At 63.6% G+C, this 16,998-nt stretch carries 18 protein-coding genes; 9 read left to right on the forward strand and 9 right to left on the reverse strand.

Going from position 1 to position 16,998, the window contains the following annotated elements:
• Positions 1-61: 61 nt before the first annotated feature.
• Entirely contained in the window at positions 62-259 is a 198-nt protein-coding gene (locus FDM28_RS14615; RefSeq protein WP_138516406.1) for a hypothetical protein, read from the forward strand.
• A gap of 11 nt (positions 260-270) precedes the next feature.
• On the opposite strand, the gene FDM28_RS14620 is transcribed toward FDM28_RS14615, so the two are convergent.
• Positions 271-741, reverse strand: coding sequence for an SRPBCC family protein (locus tag FDM28_RS14620; protein WP_138516408.1), 471 nt, complete (start codon positions 739-741; stop codon positions 271-273).
• Positions 742-834: 93 nt separating this feature from the next.
• Complete coding sequence (locus FDM28_RS14625; RefSeq protein WP_138516410.1) at positions 835-1,356, reverse strand: 3'-5' exonuclease; 522 nt, start codon at positions 1,354-1,356, stop codon at positions 835-837.
• A 129-nt stretch (positions 1,357-1,485) separates the two neighbouring features.
• On the opposite strand from FDM28_RS14625, the gene FDM28_RS14630 reads away from it, so the two are divergent.
• The 3 genes from FDM28_RS14630 to FDM28_RS14640 are packed head-to-tail and all read left to right on the forward strand — an operon-like array spanning position 1,486 to position 4,158.
• Positions 1,486-2,388 carry a DUF808 domain-containing protein gene (locus FDM28_RS14630; protein ID WP_138516412.1) on the forward strand — a complete coding sequence of 301 codons (903 nt, stop codon included), beginning with the start codon at positions 1,486-1,488 and terminating at the stop codon, positions 2,386-2,388.
• A 12-nt stretch (positions 2,389-2,400) separates the two neighbouring features.
• Complete coding sequence (locus FDM28_RS14635) at positions 2,401-3,327, forward strand: DMT family transporter (RefSeq protein WP_420853032.1); 927 nt, start codon at positions 2,401-2,403, stop codon at positions 3,325-3,327.
• A gap of 36 nt (positions 3,328-3,363) precedes the next feature.
• Complete coding sequence (locus FDM28_RS14640) at positions 3,364-4,158, forward strand: SDR family oxidoreductase (RefSeq protein WP_138516414.1); 795 nt, start codon at positions 3,364-3,366, stop codon at positions 4,156-4,158.
• Between the two features lie 11 nt (positions 4,159-4,169).
• Here FDM28_RS14640 and FDM28_RS14645 read toward each other — a convergent pair whose 3' ends face one another.
• Entirely contained in the window at positions 4,170-5,102 is a 933-nt protein-coding gene (locus tag FDM28_RS14645; RefSeq protein WP_240792029.1) for a helix-turn-helix transcriptional regulator, read from the reverse strand.
• On the opposite strand from FDM28_RS14645, the gene FDM28_RS17700 reads away from it, so the two are divergent.
• Together FDM28_RS17700 and FDM28_RS14650 are read left to right on the forward strand one after the other, a co-directional pair.
• Positions 5,092-5,274, forward strand: a complete 183-nt coding sequence (locus FDM28_RS17700; protein WP_170211794.1) for a hypothetical protein — start codon at positions 5,092-5,094, stop codon at positions 5,272-5,274. The genes FDM28_RS14645 and FDM28_RS17700 overlap by 11 nt on opposite strands.
• Positions 5,258-6,430, forward strand: coding sequence for an MFS transporter (locus tag FDM28_RS14650; RefSeq protein WP_138516418.1), 1,173 nt, complete (start codon positions 5,258-5,260; stop codon positions 6,428-6,430). Before FDM28_RS17700 ends, FDM28_RS14650 begins: the two co-directional genes overlap by 17 nt.
• A gap of 28 nt (positions 6,431-6,458) precedes the next feature.
• Here FDM28_RS14650 and FDM28_RS14655 read toward each other — a convergent pair whose 3' ends face one another.
• Positions 6,459-7,361, reverse strand: coding sequence for a DMT family transporter (locus FDM28_RS14655; RefSeq protein WP_138516420.1), 903 nt, complete (start codon positions 7,359-7,361; stop codon positions 6,459-6,461).
• A gap of 110 nt (positions 7,362-7,471) precedes the next feature.
• Between FDM28_RS14655 and FDM28_RS14660 the strand changes: the two genes are divergently transcribed.
• Positions 7,472-8,467, forward strand: coding sequence for a quinone oxidoreductase family protein (locus FDM28_RS14660; RefSeq protein ID WP_138516422.1), 996 nt, complete (start codon positions 7,472-7,474; stop codon positions 8,465-8,467).
• 67 nt (positions 8,468-8,534) lie between these two features.
• On the opposite strand, the gene FDM28_RS14665 is transcribed toward FDM28_RS14660, so the two are convergent.
• The 5 genes from FDM28_RS14665 to FDM28_RS14685 form a co-directional block, all read right to left on the reverse strand.
• Positions 8,535-9,461 carry a hypothetical protein gene (locus tag FDM28_RS14665; protein ID WP_138516424.1) on the reverse strand — a complete coding sequence of 309 codons (927 nt, stop codon included), beginning with the start codon at positions 9,459-9,461 and terminating at the stop codon, positions 8,535-8,537.
• A 128-nt stretch (positions 9,462-9,589) separates the two neighbouring features.
• On the reverse strand, positions 9,590-11,248 hold the full coding sequence (locus FDM28_RS14670) for a Na/Pi cotransporter family protein (protein ID WP_138516426.1): 1,659 nt from the start codon (positions 11,246-11,248) through the stop codon (positions 9,590-9,592).
• Positions 11,249-11,282: 34 nt separating this feature from the next.
• On the reverse strand, positions 11,283-11,807 hold the full coding sequence (lspA, locus tag FDM28_RS14675) for a signal peptidase II (protein WP_138516428.1): 525 nt from the start codon (positions 11,805-11,807) through the stop codon (positions 11,283-11,285).
• Positions 11,807-14,734, reverse strand: a complete 2,928-nt coding sequence (ileS, locus tag FDM28_RS14680; RefSeq protein WP_138516430.1) for an isoleucine--tRNA ligase — start codon at positions 14,732-14,734, stop codon at positions 11,807-11,809. Before ileS ends, lspA begins: the two co-directional genes overlap by 1 nt.
• A gap of 102 nt (positions 14,735-14,836) precedes the next feature.
• Complete coding sequence (locus FDM28_RS14685) at positions 14,837-15,811, reverse strand: bifunctional riboflavin kinase/FAD synthetase (protein WP_138516432.1); 975 nt, start codon at positions 15,809-15,811, stop codon at positions 14,837-14,839.
• A gap of 178 nt (positions 15,812-15,989) precedes the next feature.
• Here FDM28_RS14685 and FDM28_RS14690 point away from each other — a divergent pair, with 178 nt between their 5' ends.
• Both FDM28_RS14690 and FDM28_RS14695 read left to right on the forward strand, forming a co-directional pair.
• On the forward strand, positions 15,990-16,547 hold the full coding sequence (locus tag FDM28_RS14690; protein ID WP_138516434.1) for an HNH endonuclease: 558 nt from the start codon (positions 15,990-15,992) through the stop codon (positions 16,545-16,547).
• Between the two features lie 9 nt (positions 16,548-16,556).
• On the forward strand, positions 16,557-16,976 hold the full coding sequence (locus tag FDM28_RS14695; protein ID WP_138516436.1) for a methylglyoxal synthase: 420 nt from the start codon (positions 16,557-16,559) through the stop codon (positions 16,974-16,976).
• Positions 16,977-16,998 lie beyond the last annotated feature (22 nt).

Genomic DNA, 16,998 nt, shown 5'->3' on the forward strand with positions numbered 1-16,998 from the left:
CGCACTAGCATGGCCTGGCGATAAACGTGTACTTGATTCCAAAACCCCGAGGCGACAACGAATGCAAACCATCTTCCCATCCACCACGGCCCATGTACTGAGTGCGAACCACAGCCTGGTGGTCAGGGAATCCAACCACTACCGGTTTTGCTCCGGCCGCTGCCAGTCGGAGCGCCCCACCGAGGGCGGGGTGGAATTGGCGCCGGGCCGCTGGCGTTGCATGAACTGCTGGATGGCCATCACCCGCAAGCGCGGCTGAGGCCGCGAGCCTCAGGCCTCGCCGCCGAAATGCTGGGTGAGGTTGTCGATGTACTGCTCCACCAGCTTTTCAAACTCGGCCTCGGCCACCGGGCCGGCCACCATTTTCATGAGGCCCGGCAGGGGCAGGGTGAGTTCGCCCTGAATCTCCAGCACGATGTTGGTGGACTTTTTGTTGTCGGTGATCTTCCAGCTGCCTGCAACCAGGGCATTGCCCTCACCTTTGACGGGCGTCCAGCTCACGGTGCCCTTGGCTTTGTTGGAGGTGTATTTGGAGGCGTACACCGTTTGCAGAGTGATGGAGGCGATGCCGATTTTTTCCATTTCCCAGCGGTAGGCGCCATCGCCCAGGTCGACCAACTGGTCCACCTTGGGGAAGTGGCTGGCCGAGGCGGGCACGTCGGACAACACCGCGAACACCTCGCTGGCCTTGGCCTTCACATCAAATTCGTAACCCAGGTTGATTTCTACGGTGATGGCCATGGCCGGTGTCTCCTCATGTGTGGGGTGTGCCGGCAGATATTACTGTGCTTTGACGCGTGCGGCCTGGAGGTGCGCGCCCAAAAAACGTGCGGATTAACCCGACCTCAAACGCTGCAGGGTGAGCTGCAGCAGCCGCGCATCCGAGCTGGCACGGTGCCGCTGGGTGCCGCGCTCGCTGGCGATTTGCGCTTTGACGATGTGCCACTGCGCGGCCTCCTCCTCCGTCAGAAGCCCTCGCAGGTTTTCGAGCTTGAAGCGCGGCGTCATGCCGGCGGCCTCAAACAGCACATTGAGCCAGGTGAAGTCGTTGGCCCAGCCGTCGGTGTACACCGTTTGGCCGGCCAGCTGGGTGTTGAGCCGGGTGGCCACTTCGCGGGCGCGCAGGCCGCGCTGCTGCAGCAGCTCGCGGGTGATGCGGTGCAGGGCGGCGGCGCTGTCGTCCCAGTGGGTCCAGTCCTGCTCGGGTTGCACCAGGGTGCAGTAGGCGTGCCCGTCGGGCAGCACATAGCCCACCTCGATGGGGTAGCTGCTGCGGCCCAGGCCGGAGGCTTCGATGTCGAGCACCGTAGGGGCAGAGGGCGGGGCAAGACGTTCTTGTGTGACAGTGGCAGACATGGTGGGGAGCGGTACCGCTTTTGTTTTCCATTCTCCAGCAAGCTTTGCGCCAGCCCTGTGGGGGTAAGCCCTGAGGGGCATACGCCAAACGGGTGACAATCGTCGTTTCAACAGCACTTTGTAACCACCATGGCCAGCAGCCTTCTTGCCCTTCTTGACGACATTGCCACCATCCTGGACGACGTTGCCGTGCTCAGCAAGGTGGCCGCTAAAAAGACGGCCGGTGTGCTGGGTGACGACCTAGCCCTCAATGCGCAGCAGGTCACCGGTGTATCCGCCGAGCGCGAAATTCCGGTGGTGTGGGCCGTGTGCAAGGGCTCGCTGGTCAACAAGCTCATTCTGGTACCGACGGCCCTGGTCATCAGCATCGTGGCGCCCTGGCTGGTGACACCATTGCTCATGGTGGGCGGCGCCTTTTTGTGCTTTGAAGGTTTTGAGAAGCTGGCCCACAAGTTCTTGCACCGCGCAGAAGACGACCAGGCCCACGAAGCCGAGCTGATGCACGCCTTGCAAGACCCTGCCGTGGACCTGGTGGCGCTGGAGAAAGACAAGATCAAGGGCGCCATCCGCACCGATTTCATCCTCTCGGCCGAAATCATTGCCATCACGCTGGGCACGGTGCAAACCAGCCCTTGGACCACGCAGCTCATGGTGCTGGCTGGTGTGGCCTTCATCATGACGGTGGGCGTGTACGGACTGGTGGCCGGTATCGTGAAGATTGACGACCTGGGCCTGTACCTGACCCGCCGCCCCTCCGCCACGCCGGAAGGCGGTTTCACGCAGGCGCTAGGGCGCGGCTTGCTGCGTGCGGCGCCGCTGCTCATGAAGGTGCTGTCTGTGGCCGGCACAGCCGCCATGTTTTTGGTGGGGGGCGGCATTCTGGTGCACGGCCTGCCGTTTTTGCACCACCTCACCGAAGGCCTGCCCCTGGGCTTTGTGTGGGACGGGTTGATCGGCATCGCCGCTGGTGCCCTGGTGCTGGCGGGTGTGACGCTGGTGCAGCGCCTGCGCCAGGGTTTGAAGGGAAATTAGCCCTTGGCGCCCGTGCAATCTGCGCAAGCAGCTCCTAAATCCATAGCAACCGGTCTGGCGTTGGCCATTGCCGGTGCCATTGCTTTCAGCGGCAAAGCCATCATCGTCAAGCTGGCCTACCGCTATCCCGGGGTGGATGCGGTGAGCCTCATCATGCTGCGCATGTTGATGGCGTTGCCGTTCTTTTTGGCCATCGTGTGGTGGACGGGGCCGCGTGCCCGCCGGGCCGGCCACACCGTGGTGCCGCTCACCACCCACGACAAGCTGGGTGTGCTGGGGCTGGGCATTACCGGCTACTACTTGGCCAGCTTTCTGGACTTTGCGGGGCTGGCCTATATCTCTGCCTCGCTGGAGCGGCTGATTTTGTATATCAACCCCACCCTGGTGGTGTTGCTGGGGGTTGCGCTGTATGGCCGCAAGGTGAGTGTGGCTCAGGGTGTGGGTATGGCCATCAGCTATGGCGGCGTGCTGCTGGTGTTCGGCCACGAGGTGACGCTGGCTGGCGGCCATGTGGCGCTGGGCGCCGCGCTAGTGCTGGGCAGCGCCATCAGCTACGCGCTGTATTTGAGCTACAGCGGTGAGCTGGTGCAGCGGCTCGGATCGCTGCGGCTGGTGGGGCTGGCCACCAGCGTGGCCTGCGTGCTGTGCATTGCGCAATTTGTGCTGTTGCGGCCGCTGAACACTGCTTTTGCCGTGGCGCCCGAGGTGCTGTGGCTCTCACTGCTCAACGCCACAGCCTGCACGGTGGTGCCGGTGCTGATGGTGATGATGGCCATTGAGCGCATAGGCTCCGGCTTGGCCGCGCAGGTGGGCATGGTGGGGCCTATGTCCACCATCCTCATGGGCGTGCTGCTGCTGGATGAGCCCATGAACCTGTGGGTTGTGGGCGGCACCGTGTTGGTGCTGCTGGGGGTGTACGTGGTGAGCAGCCGGCGCTGAGGCGCTGGGTGTTTGTGCAACAAAGGAGAACGCAAGATGGATTTGGGAATCAAAGGCAAATGGGCATTGGTGTGCGGCGCAAGCAAAGGCTTGGGCTTGGGCTGCGCGCAGGCGCTGGCCGCCGAGGGCGTGAACCTGCTCATCGTGGCGCGGGGTGCGGAGGCCCTGGAACAATCCGCTATGAATTTAAGAGCTGCTTACGCAGACAAGACGGGCGCTGAAGTGCTTTTTTGTGCCCAAGACATCACCACCGTGGCCGGGCGTGAGGCGGTGTTTGCCATGCGTGCGGACTTTGACATCGTGGTTACCAACGCCGGCGGCCCGCCGCCCGGCGACTTCCGCGACTGGGACCGCGAGGCCTGGATCAAGGCGGTGGACGCCAACATGCTCACGCCCATTGAGCTCATCAAGGCCACGGTGGACGGCATGGCCGCACGCGGCTTCGGGCGCATCGTCAACATCACCTCCAGCGCGGTGAAGTCGCCTATCGACATTTTGGGCCTGTCCAACGGTGCGCGCAGCGGCCTGACCGGCTTTGTGGCCGGCGTGGCCCGCAGCAGCCTCGCTGCCAAGGGCGTGACCATCAACAACCTGCTGCCCGGCAAGTTCGACACCGACCGCATTGCCGCCACGGTGAAAGCCACCTCGGCCAAAACCGGCCAGAGCGTGGAAGACATCCGCCGCTTGCAGCAGGCCCAGATTCCGGTGGGCCGCTACGGCACGCCGGCCGAGTTCGGCCAGGTCTGCGCCTTTTTGTGCAGCCAGCAGGCCGGTTACATGACCGGCCAGAACGTGCTGGTGGATGGCGGGGCGTTCGGTGGCACTTTTTAGGGCGGTCCTTTTTAGGGCATCGCTTTTTCAACCACCGGCACCGTAGCCCGGGCTTGGGCGCGGTAGCTTTTAGGTGTTATGCCGAACTGCTGCCGGAAGCTGCGGATGAAATGGCTGGCGCTGGCAAAGCCGCAGCACCAGGCAATTTCTTTCACCGCTGAATCGTTCTCCGCCAGCAGGCGCGAGGCCCGCACCAGACGCTGGCGCAGCACCACCTGCCACAGGTGTTCGCCGGTGCTGCGGCTGTACAGGTTGGAGAGGTAGTCCGCCGTGCAGCCCAACTCTTGCGCCAGAGCGGCCACCGTCAGCTCGGTATCGCCCAGTCGGTTCTGCACCGCCACCCGCAGCCGCGCCAGCAAAGGCAGCTCGCTGGAGGCCGCTGCCTGCGGCGTATCCAGCAGGCGGGCGACGGCCGACAAGGCGGTCAGTACCAGCGCCCGCTGCTGCAGCGGCCATAGCCCGTGTGCGTCTTGGGGCGGGGGCTTGGCTGCGTCGTTGAGCCAGGTCTCGATGCGTGCGGCCTCTACCCCCTGAAAACTCTCCAGAAAAAAAGTGGCGGGCCGTCCGGCGGGCAGCTCGATCGCCGAGTGGCACGACAAGCTCTGGTGGTCCGCATGCACCACGATGTTGAAAAACGGCTGCTCCTGGGCACTGCCCACCCATTCGTCGTGCAGCAGCTTGGGCGGCACCACCAGCGCCTCGCCCGCCTGCAGCAGCACCTGGCCCTGGGGAAAGCGGAACTCGGTGTAGCCCTGCACCTGCAAAAACAGCTCGGCGTTGAGGTGCATATGGCCTGCGCCGCGCGTCGTCAAGCCGGTGTGGGGCGGGGGCTGCACCAGGCGCAGGCTGCCGTCTGCGGCGCGGCGCACAAAGTCGGCTAAGGCATGGCGCAGGCGCTGTGCCTGCGCGGTGGCCTGGGGGTGGTCGGGGCCAATGGCGGCCACGCTGCAGCAGTCGGGGAGTGACGGAGTTAAGTTTTTTGCTACTTTTGTCATTTTGCTGGCATGGATGAAGATTGCTGCTGCTGGCCCAAGCCCTTACGCTATGGCTCTGCTGCTTGCGCTATTTTGGCGCTATCAGGGCTTTTTTTTGTATTTTCATGTCAACCAAGATTAATCATATTCACGGCAGTCCTGCGCAAATTCGCGCAGCTATTTGGGCCACGCGGGGCTTGTTCACGGTGCTGGGTGTTTTTAGTGCGGTATGGGGGGTGCATATTCCGTCGGTCAAGCAGCAGTACGCGCTGGGCGAGGCGGCCTTGTCCTTGGTGCTGGTGGCCTTGGCCATGGGGGCGGTCACGGCCTTGTTTTTTGCCGGGCGCACCATAGGCCGCTTGGGGGCCCGCAATACGGCCATGGTCTGCGCGGTGGTCATGGCTGGCATGCTGGGCTTGGTGCTGCATTGGCCTTCGCTGGGTTGGCTGTTGCCGTCCATGCTGGTGCTGGGCGCGTCGTTGAGCGTGTATGACGTGGCCATCAATACCGAAGGCTCGGCGCTGGAGGCGGCGGGTGGGCGCCCCATCATGGGCAGCTTGCACGGCATGTTCAGCCTGGGGGCCATGGGGGGCGCGGCCATGGCATCGGCCCTGATCGGGCGCGGGGTGCCGGCCTCTTGGCAGCTTGCCGGGGTGGGCGCAGTCGTTGCGGTGTGCATTGTGGTGGGCTCACGCTGGATGCTGCCCACGCCCCCGGCGACCGAAGAGGCCAAGGTGCATTTCACCTGGCCGCGCGGTGCGCTGCTCATCATGGGTTTGCTCACCTTTGCCGGCATGAGTGCCGAAGGGGTGATGTTTGACTGGTGCGTGCTCTACCTGCAGCAGGAGGTGCGCATGTCGCATGAGCTGGCGGCGGTGGGGTACTCCGCCTGCGCGGGGGCCATGGCCGTCATGCGTTTTGCCGCGGACCGCTTGCGGGCCCGCTACAGCGAGCAGCGCCTCATACGCGCCAGCGGCACCGTCACCGCCCTGGCCATGCTGGTGGTGTTGTGGGGGCCTAATCCGTGGATCACCATTGCCGGTTGCGGCGTGGTGGGGGCGGGCCTCGCGATGATCGTGCCGATTTTGTATGGCGCAGCCAGCCGGGTGCCGGGCACCACGCCCGCCGCGGCGATTGCGGCAGTGTCATCCATCGGCTACGCCGGTTTCATGGTGGGGCCGCCCTTGATCGGCACCATTGCCCAATACGCCTCGCTCACCGCCGCCATGGCCGTGGTGGTGGTGGCTGCCACCATCTTGGGCTTGAGTGCGCGCTACGTGCCCGAGAAAACGGGTTGAAAGTGGCGGGCGTGGCCCGCCGGTCGGCTTACTTGCGGGACGATATGACGATGCCCGACACAATCAGCACAAACGCCGCTGCGTGGTAGAGCCGGGGTGCCTCGCCGATGAAGATGGACGACAGCACCGCGGTGAACAGCGGCGTGAGGTTGATGAAGAAACCTGCCACGGCCGGCCCCGCGCGTGACACACCGGCGCCCCAGGCGCCGTAGGCGATGACGGCCGGCCCCACGGCAATGAAAGCCAGCGCGGCGAGCAGCCAGGCGCTCCAGTCGATGTGGGCAGGGGTCAACAGCCACTCGCCACTGGTGAAGGCGAGGGACCAGCCCAGGCCGAACACAATTTGCCCCAGCAAAAACGTAGACCAGTTGGCGCGGATGGCGGCCGACTCCGGGGTGGGGTGGGCCAGCAGCCAGCTATAGGTGGCCCAGGCGATAGACGCCAGCAGCACATACACATCCCCCGGCACCAGACGCAGGTGGCTGATCACCTGCCAGTCCCCCCGCCCCAGCACCAGCAGCACCCCGGCAATCGACAGCACCGCGCCCAGCATCTGCCGGCGCGATACCGGCACCTTGAACAGCACCCGCCCGATCAGCAGCATCCACACTGGGGTGCTGGCACCTACCAGCGTCACGTTGATGGCGGTGGAGGTGTTGAGGGCCAGGTAAAGCAGCGCGTTGTAGCCGCCGATGCTGAACAGGCTGAGCAGCGCAAAGCGCTTCCACTGTTGCCACAGGCCGCTATCCGGGCGCAGCACCCGGCTGGCCAGGGGCAGCAAGATCAAAAACGCAATGGCCCAGCGCAATAGGTTGAGCGTCATGGGTGAAATCAGGGGGGCCACCAGGCGGCCTACCACCGCGTTACCGGACCACATGAGGGGGGGAATCACCAGCAGGAGGGCGGCAGTCGGGGTCAGGCGTTGGGTCATGGCCTGCACTGTAGCAAGGTGCTGCCTATGAGCCTTGCGCTGCGGTGACAGCAGTTTTCTGGCACCATGTTGTGCATACTTTTAACAACCTTCGTCTGGAGACACACAGCATGAGTTCAGTGACATCCCGCGCCATCCACATCGCCCAGCATGGCGGCCCCGAGCAGCTGCAGTTGGTGCAGGTCACGGTGGGCGAGCCCGGCCCGGGTGAGGTGCGCATCCGCCACCACGCGGTGGGGCTGAACTTTATCGACGTGTACCAGCGCTCCGGCCTGTATCCGCAGCAGCTCCCGGTGCAGCTGGGCATGGAGGCTGCCGGCGTGATCGAGGCGGTGGGCGAGGGCGTGAGCCACCTGCAGGTGGGCGACCGTGCCGCCTATGCCAGCAACCCGCCCGGCAGTTACTGCGAAGTGCGGGTCATGCCCGCCAAGTGCGTGTGCAAGCTGCCGGACGGCATCAGCTTCGAGACCGGTGCGGCCATGATGCTCAAGGGGTTGACCGCCCAGTACCTGCTCAAACGCACCTTGCCACAAGGCGGCTTGCAGGCGGGTGACTTTGTGCTCTTCCACGCGGCCGCCGGCGGTGTGGGCCTGATTGCCTGCCAGTGGGCCAAGGCGTTGGGCTTGCGCCTGATCGGCACCGCGGGTTCTGAAGAAAAATGTGCTCTAGCGCTTGCCAATGGTGCGGAGTATGCTATCAATTACAGAGCAGAAAATTTTGCGGCCCGCGTCAAGGAGATCACCGGCGGCAAGGGCGTCAAGGTGGTGTACGACTCGGTCGGCAAAGACACCTGGGAGCAGTCGCTGGACTGCCTGGCTCCTTTTGGCCTGATGGCCAGCTTTGGCAACGCTTCCGGCCCGGTAGCGCCTTTTGCGCCCGGCATCCTGGGCGCCAAGGGCTCTATTTATGTGACCCGCCAAACCCTGTTTACCCACATTGCCACCCGCGAAAGCACCCAGGCCATGGCCGACGATTTGTTTGACGTGGTGCTCAGCGGCAAGGTGAAGATCCACATTGCCCAGCGCTACGCCCTGGAAGACGTGCAGCAGGCCCACAAAGACCTCGAAGCCCGCCAGACCACGGGTTGCACCATCCTCACGCTGTAAGCGGCACCCGACCATAAAAAAGGGCACACCAGAGGGTGTGCCCTTTGCTTTGGGGAGTTAGGCAGGTTTAAAACACGAAACCGGCCGACAACACCTGCTCATTCATCCACAGGGTTTGGTCTGCCGTGCCCTTGTACACCGGCACGCCGCGCAGCACGCCGTAGGCGATTTTGTTGGTCAGCTCGACGAACATCGACTTGTAAACCCGGTAGCGCAAGCCCACTTCCACACCGGCTGTCCAGCCGTTGATCTGCCACCAATCGTTCTTTTTGAAGCAGCAGACGTTTTCATTCTTCGGGCCCACCTCGTTGGCGTTGCCGAAAATAATGTTGTCGGCGTGCGGCAGCAAAATGCCGGCGCCCACGCGACTGATCAGCTGCAAGTCACCCGGTTTTTGCTCGGGGCCCCGCAGGCGGTGCAACCACACCGCGTTGACCATGATGTGGTTCAGGCCGTTGTGCAGCGCGTAGTTGAAGTTCTGCGGGGTGATGGTCATCGACGAGGTGGCGCCCGGGGTGGTCACGGTGCCATCCACGGCCACGGTCTGGCCGTAATCCACGTTGTACTTGCTGTGGTCGATGTTCAGCTCGACCGCAAATGTCTTCTCGGGGTTCAGGAACTTGCCGATCCGGATGTTTTCCTGCGGGTTGGTGAAGTCGAGGTTGAACAGCGAGCTCAGGCTGTCGCCCACGCTGGAGGGGAAGTCGCTGCCCTTGGCCTGGCGCACGGTGTAGTCGTAGCCCAGCTCGGGTTGGGTCACCCGGATGTCCGAGGGCGCGTACTGCTGGCGGCTGTAGCCCCAGGAGAAATACCAGTTTTCATCGGTGTTGACCGCTTTGTTGAACTGGGTGCTGACGGCGTTGGCAGCCGGGGTGGCCTCAGCGGCCGGTGCGCCATTCTGGGCGATGACCACGCTTTGGGCCAGCGCTGCGGAGCAGGGCAATAGAGTCAGCAGCGCTGCCAGCAGCAGGCTTGATCGGGTAGTGGTATGCATAGGGGAGCTTTCAGGCAGAGCGGGCGCACTGCCGGGCAGAGTCGGGCGCGCAGAGAGCTGCGAGTTTAAGGCATCCCCCCGAAAAACCGCCCCGCCGGGGTTTGATGCGCCTCAAACCCGGCCGCTTTTCAGCGCCCCGTGGTTTCCTGCGGCAGGCGCAGGCGGTTGGGCGCCAGCTCACCTGCGGAGTCCAGAATCGGGTAAGCGATGGAGCAGATGTGCGAGTTGATCCGCTTCAGATCGCTGATCAAGTCCAGATGCAGCGAGCTGGTCTCAATGCTGGGCAGCGTGTTGTCGGAGAGGCGGGCGATGTGTGTGGCGGCGTATTGGCGCTCCAGGTCGCGGAACTTGGTTTTTTCTTCCAGCAGGCGGCGGGCATCGCGCACATTGCCGTTCAGAAACACGCTCATGCCCAGGCGCAGGTTGTCCACCAGGCGGGCATGCAGTTCGCAAATTTCGGCCAGGCCGGCTTCGGAGAACTGGCGGCCTTTGTTGATTTTTTTCTCTTCAATGTCTTGAATGACCCGCTCAATGATGTCCCCGATCTGCTCCATATTGATGGTGAAGCTGATGATGTCGGTCCAGCGCTTGGCTTCGTTTTCGCCCAAGGCTTCGCGGGAAATTTTGGTCAGGTAGTACTTGATGTCGCTGTACAGCTCATCCACCGTGTCGTCCATTTTGCGCAGCTCTTTGGCCAGATGCACATCGCTGTCCTTCATGACCTTGATGCTGCCCAGCAGCATGGCTTCCACCACATCGGCCTGGTGCATGGCTTCGCGCACGGCGCAGGAGATGGCGAGGCTGGGGGTGGACAGCGCGGTAGGGTCTAGGTGGCGCTGGCGGCCGGCTACGGTGGTTTTGTCGGGCTTGGGAAGCCAGTGCTCCACCCAGCGCGCCACAACTTGGGTGATGCCGATAAACGCAATGCCCACGCCGACGTTGAACGCCAGGTGAAAGCCCACCACCAGGGTGGCTGCATCGCCGATGTAGGGGCCGGCAACGCGCAGCCACAGGCCTGGAAAGAGCGACACCGCAAAAACGCCCAGTACTTTGAACACCAGATTGCCCAAGGGCACCTGGCGGGTCTCGATGTTGGCGTGCAGGGTCGTCAGCACAGCCAGCAGCCCGCTGCCCAGGTTGGCGCCCAGCACCAGCCCGAGGGCAACATCCACCGGAATCACGGCCGTGCTGGCCAGGGTGGCCGTGAGCAGCACAATGGCCAGGCTGGAGTACGACACCACCGCCAGCGTGGCCCCCACCAGCAGCTCCAGCAACAAATCGCTGCTCAGGCTGCCGAGCAAGGCTTTCACGGTGGCGGCCTGCGTGAGTACCGCCGTGGACTGGGTTACCAGCTTCAAGGCCAGTAGCATCAGCCCCAGCCCGATCAGCACGCGGCCCACTCGCCCGGCCGTGGTGGACTGCTTGGAGATGAACAGCACCACCCCCACAAAAATGAACAAGGGAGACAGCCAGGACAGGTCGCGGGAAAACACCACGGCCATCAAGCTGGTGCCGATATCGGCGCCCAGCATCACAGCCAGCGCCGAGGGCAGGTTCACCAAGCCCTGGCCTACGAAGGACGACACAATGAGTGCGGTGGCGGTGCTGGACTGCACCACGGCGGTCACGCCGATGCCCGAGACGACGGCGGCAAACCGGTTGCTGACGCTGCGTGCCAGGATGGTGCGCAGGTTGGCACCGAAGACCCGGAGAATCCCGGTGCGCACCTGCTGAGTCCCCCACACCAATAACGCAATGGCAGCAAACAGATTCAGCAGATGGGTCACGCAGGGTCCTTATCGCAGCAGGTGGGCGAATGCCTCAGGTTTTTCGCACCCTCAGCAGTTCGTCCAGTATCAGGCAAACCGCTCCCACGGAAATCGCACAATCGGCAATATTGAAAGCCGGAAAGTGCATACCACTCCAGTGGAAGTCCAAAAAGTCCACCACATAGCCGTGCAACAAGCGGTCAATGACATTGCCGATGGCGCCGCCCAGAATGCAGGCCATTGCAAAGCTGAACAGCTTTTGCCCTGCATGCGAGCGCAGCAGCCAGATGATGACCGCCGCCGCCACAAAGCCCAACGCTGTGAAAAACCAGCGTTGCCAACCCCCCGCGTCGGCGAGGAAGGAAAACGCCGCCCCGGTGTTGTGCACCCGTACGACGTTGAAGAAGCTGGTGACATAGGTGCTGTCGCCCAGGCGGTAGAAGCCGACTATCAGTGTTTTGGTGAACTGGTCTGCCAAAAGCAAGATAAAGGCCAGGCCCAGCCACTGCAGCATGCCGCCGCTTTTGCCGGAGCCCTTGCTGAAGGTCTTGCCGAACCCCTTGTTGTTACGGGCCATTACGCGAACTTCCGAGCTTCACCCGCACCATACAGGTTGCTGGTGCAACGGCCGCACAAGGTGGGGTGCGCGGCATCTGCCCCAACGTCGGCACGGTAGTGCCAGCAGCGCTCACACTTTACGTTATTCGAGGCTGCAACGCTGATGGACTGTGCGCCACCAGCTACCAAAGTGATAGCGCTGGTGATGAACACAAACTTCAAGTCTTCGCCCAGGCTGCTCAGGATGGCGAACTCTTCGGCCGGCACGGTAAGCGTCACCTCGGCCTGCAAGGAGGCGCCCACCTGGCCTGCGGCGCGCAGGGTTTCGATGTCTTTGTTGACCGCCTCACGCACCGCACGGATGCGGGTCCACTTGGCCAGCAAGGCTTCGTCCGGCGTGGCAAAGGTGGCGTAGCCGTCCAGGAAGATGGAGAGCTTGGTGGCTTCGGGCGTTTTGCCTTCCGCACCCAATACCGCCCAAGCCTCTTCAGCCGTGAAGCTGAGGAAAGGCGCCATCCAGCGCAGCATGGCTTGGGTGATGTGCCACAGCGCGGTTTGCGCGGAGCGGCGGGCCAGGCTGTTGGCGGCGGTGGTGTAGAGGCGGTCCTTGAGCACGTCCAGGTAAAACGCGCCCAAATCTTCACTGCAATACACCTGCAGTTTGCTCACCACAGGGTGGAACTCGTAGACCTTGAAGTGCGCCAGGATGTCGGCCTGCAACTGCGCGGCACGGGCCAGCGCGTAGCGGTCGATCTCCAGCAGTTGGTCCACAGGCACCGCGTCTTTGACCGGGTCAAACTCGGAGACGTTGGCCAGCAAGAACTTGAGCGTGTTGCGCACCCGGCGGTAGGTGTCCACCACGCGGGCCAAGATTTTGTCGTCGATGTTCAGGTCACCGGAATAGTCGGTGCTGGCCACCCACAGGCGCACGATTTCGGCGCCCATCTTGCTGGTGATGGTTTGTGGCTCCACCGTGTTGCCCAAGCTCTTGCTCATCTTGCGGCCTTGGCCGTCGGTGGCAAAGCCGTGGGTCAGCAGGCCGCGGTAGGGCGCGCGGTCGTAAAGGGCGCAGCCCAGCAGCAGCGAGCTGTGGAACCAACCGCGGTGCTGGTCGTGGCCTTCCAGGTACAGGTCGGCCTCAGGACCTTCTGCATGGAACGGGGGCACCGCGTAGGCATCCTTGTGGCTGCCGCGCAGCACGTGTTGGAAGGTAGAGCCGGAGTCGAACCAGACTTCCAGGATATCGGTGCTCTTGGTGTAGCTCGGTGCGTCGGCTGCGCCGAGGATGTCCTCGACGGACACGCGGCTCCAGGCCTCGATGCCGCCTTGCTCCACGATGTCAGCCGCCTGGTCCAGGATCTCCATGGTGCGGGGGTGCAGCTCGCCACTGTCTTTGTGCAGGAAGAAGGGCACGGGCACACCCCAGCTGCGCTGGCGCGAGATGCACCAGTCCGGGCGGTTGGCGATCATGTCGCGCAAACGGCTGCGCCCGTTTTCGGGGTAGAAGCTGGTTTGCTCGATAGCGTCCAGCGCCAATTGGCGCAAGGTCTTGGGCGCTTTGTCTTTGGTGAATACGCCCGCGCCTTCATCCATGCGGATGAACCACTGGGCGGCTGCGCGGTAGATCACCGGCGTCTTGTGGCGCCAGCAGTGCGGGTAGCTGTGGGTGATACCCACGGTGGCCATCAAACGGTTGTGTTCGCGCAGGGTGTCGATGACGTTGGCGCAAGCCTTCCAGATGTGCTGGCCGCCGAACAGGGGCAGCTCGGCGTCGTACACACCGTTGCCCAGCACGGGGTTCAAAATCTGGTCGTATTTCAGGCCATTGGCAATGCAGCTGTTGAAGTCGTCCACACCGTAGGCGGGCGAGGAGTGCACGATGCCGGTGCCGTCGCCATCGCTCACATAGTCAGCCAGGTACAGCGGCGAGAGGCGCTTGTAGCTGTATTGATTGCCGGCCACGTTCACGTCTGCGGGCAGGTCGTACAGCGGGTGGCGGAACACCTGGCCGCGCAGGGCTTCGCCCTTGGCGGTGGCCAGCACGGTGCCGGTCAGGCCGAAGCGCTCCAGGCACTTCTCTACCAGGCTGGCGCCCAGCAGTAGCACGCCCTTGGGCGTGTCCACCAGCGCGTATTCGAGTTCGGGATGGGCGTTGAGTGCCTGGTTGGCGGGGATGGTCCAGGCGGTGGTGGTCCAGATGACGGCGAAGGCTTGCTTGCCAGCAGGCAAAGCGTTCAGTCCGAAGGCTTTCGCCAAGCCGGCGGCGTCGTTGGACTCAAAGGCCACGTCCAGCGTGTCGCTCTTCTTGTCGGCGTATTCGATCTCGAACTCGGCCAAGCTGGAGCCGCAGTCAAAGCACCAGTACACGGGCTTGAGGCCACGGTAGACAAAGCCACGCTCGATCACCCGCTTGAAGGCCCGGATCTGGCCTGCCTCGTTGGCGGGGTTCATGGTCTTGTAGGGGCGCTCCCAGTCGCCCAGCACGCCCAGGCGCTTGAAGTCTTCGCGCTGCTGGTTGATCTGCTCGGTAGCAAACGCGCGGCTCTTGGCCTGCATGTCGTCGCGGCTCAGGTTGCGGCCGTGCAGTTTTTCGATGGCGTTTTCGATCGGCAGGCCGTGGCAGTCCCAGCCGGGGATGTACTGCGCGTCAAAGCCGCCCAGTTGCTTGCTCTTGACGATCATGTCCTTCAAGATTTTGTTCAGCGCGTGGCCGATGTGCAGCTTGCCGTTGGCATACGGCGGGCCGTCGTGCAGCACAAAGAGGGGCTGGCCAGCGCGCGCATCGCGCAGTTTTTTGTACAGGCCTTCCTCGTTCCACTTTTTCACCCAGGCGGGTTCGCGCTTGGGCAGGTCGCCGCGCATGGGGAAGGCGGTGTCGGGCATGTTCAGCGTCGCGCGGTAAGCGCCGGCTTCGGCCTTGGGGCTGGGGGTAGTGGATTCGGTCATGGCTATGTATTCGGGTCGGGGTGGGCCGCGTGGGGGCAAAAGAGGGGTTCACACGCGGGGCCAGGTGCGCGGTGGGAGGCTAGGCGGGCCCTCCCAGCCCTGTCAAATTCGCTGGGCGAACCAGGCGCGTGCGTCGTCGCGGTCCTTCTGTATCCCCACGGTGAGGGAGTCGAGGCCGTCGTATTTCAATTCGTCGTGCAGTTTGTGCAGCAGTTCCACGCGGATGATTTTACCGTAGGCCCCCTCAGGGCCCAGGGTGGCGGGCCAGTCCAGGCAGTGGGTCTCCAGCAGCACGCGGCCGCCGTTGACATCGTTGGGGTCCAGCGAGGGGCGCACGCCCAGGTTGGCCACCCCTTGCAGGGGCGCGTCGGCTAGGCCGTGCACCAGCACCACAAAAATGCCGCTGGCGGCGGGTTTCCAGTGGGCAAAGCGCAGGTTCAGGGTTTTGAAGCCCAAAGTGCGGCCCAGCTTACGCCCGTGCACCACGTGCCCGGAAATGCAGTACGGGCGGCCCAGCAGGCGGGCGGCGGCGGCCATGTCGCCCCGGCCCAGTGCCTCGCGCACGGCCGAGCTGGATACGCGCAGGCCGTGCACCTCGTAGCTGTTCATGCGGGCCACGTCAAAGCCGTGGGCCTCTCCCGTGGCGTCGAGCAGGGCGTAGTCGCCGGCGCGGGCCTTGCCGAAGCGGAAGTCGTCACCCACCAGCACATAGCGGGCGCCCAAACCATCTTGCAACACCTGCTGGATGAAGTCTTGCGGGCTCTGATTGGCGAGCCGGGCATCAAAAGGTAGCACGATGGTCTGGTCGACACCGGCCTTGGCCAGGTCGTCCAGCTTGTCGCGCAGGGTGCCCACGCGGGCCGGCGCCAGCTCGGGTTTTTGGTGGAGTTGGGCGAAATAGTCGCGCGGGTGGGGCTCGAAGGTCAGCACACAGCTGGGCACGCCACGTTGCTGCGCCTCGCTCTTGAGCAGGGCCAACATGGCCTGGTGGCCCCGGTGCACGCCATCGAAGTTGCCAATCGTTACCGCACACGCTTCGGCGACGCCAGGGTGCTTGAAACCGCGAAAAACCTTCATGGAGTTGTTATCTTTTTGATAGCAGGCCGCGCACACCGGTCCGGCGCCTGAAGCCAATTTGTCATGTAAACACGGTATATTGTGACCTAGCAGGGCTCGGGCGACTCGTCCGGTGCGCACTTGCAGACCTTTGCAGACTTGTGTTGGTGGTTGTTTGAACCGTTGATGGAGGCGTTGCGTGAAAGTCTTGAAGTTGTCGGCCCAAGGGCTGCCCCAGTCCTGGATATCGCTGGAGCAAGCGGTGATTCACTACGCTGCGGACGAGGTGCGCTGGGAAGCCGGCGGCGAGGTGGCCGTGTTCCACGGGGGGCACAACGCGCTCACCGGGCAGCAGTCCATCATCCGCGTCAACAGCATCATCGGCACCCGTGGCGTGCCCCGCATCAATCCCTTCAACCTGCGCCCCGGCCTGACCAACGCCAAGCTGTTCATCCGCGATCGCAATGTGTGCGCCTACTGCGGCGGGCACTTCCATGAAAACGACCTGACGCGCGAGCACATCATCCCGTTTGCGCAGAACGGCATCGACAACTGGATGAACGTGGTCACCGCTTGCCGCCCCTGCAACCACCGCAAGAGCCACCGCACCCCCGAGCAGGCCAACATGCCGTTGCTCTACACCCCGTACGTGCCCAGCTTGTGGGAAGACTTCATCCTGCGCAACCGCCGCATCCTGGCGGATCAGATGGAGTTTTTGATGGCGCATGTGCCCGCCTCGTCCCGCTTGCTGGTTTAGCATGCGGGCATGACCAGCTCCGCACAACGACCCGCTACCCGTACCCCGTCCGACCGCCCGCGCATCGCCCTGATTGCGCACGACCGCAAAAAAGACACCATGGTGGCGCTCGCTCAAGAGTTCGCCCCTTATTTGCACACCTGCATCCTGATGGCCACCGGCACGACCGGCGGTCGCTTGGTCGATGAGGTGGGCCTCACCGTGGAGCGCATGCTCAGCGGCCCCTGGGGTGGCGACTTGCAGATCGGCGCCCGCCTGGCCGTGGGCGAAGTGGATGCCGTGATCTTCCTGCGCGACCCCATGACGCCCCAGCCGCACGAGCCCGACATCAATGCCCTGGTGCGCGCCTGCGATGTGCACGACGTGCCGTGTGCCACCAACCTGTCCAGCGCACGCTTGGTGCTCGCGCAGTTGCTCCTGAAAGCATAGCTGCTCGCGCAATTCCAGCGGG

It is taken from the genome of Rhodoferax bucti, from assembly GCF_005876985.1.
GTDB classification, from domain to species: domain Bacteria; phylum Pseudomonadota; class Gammaproteobacteria; order Burkholderiales; family Burkholderiaceae_C; genus Allorhodoferax; species Allorhodoferax bucti.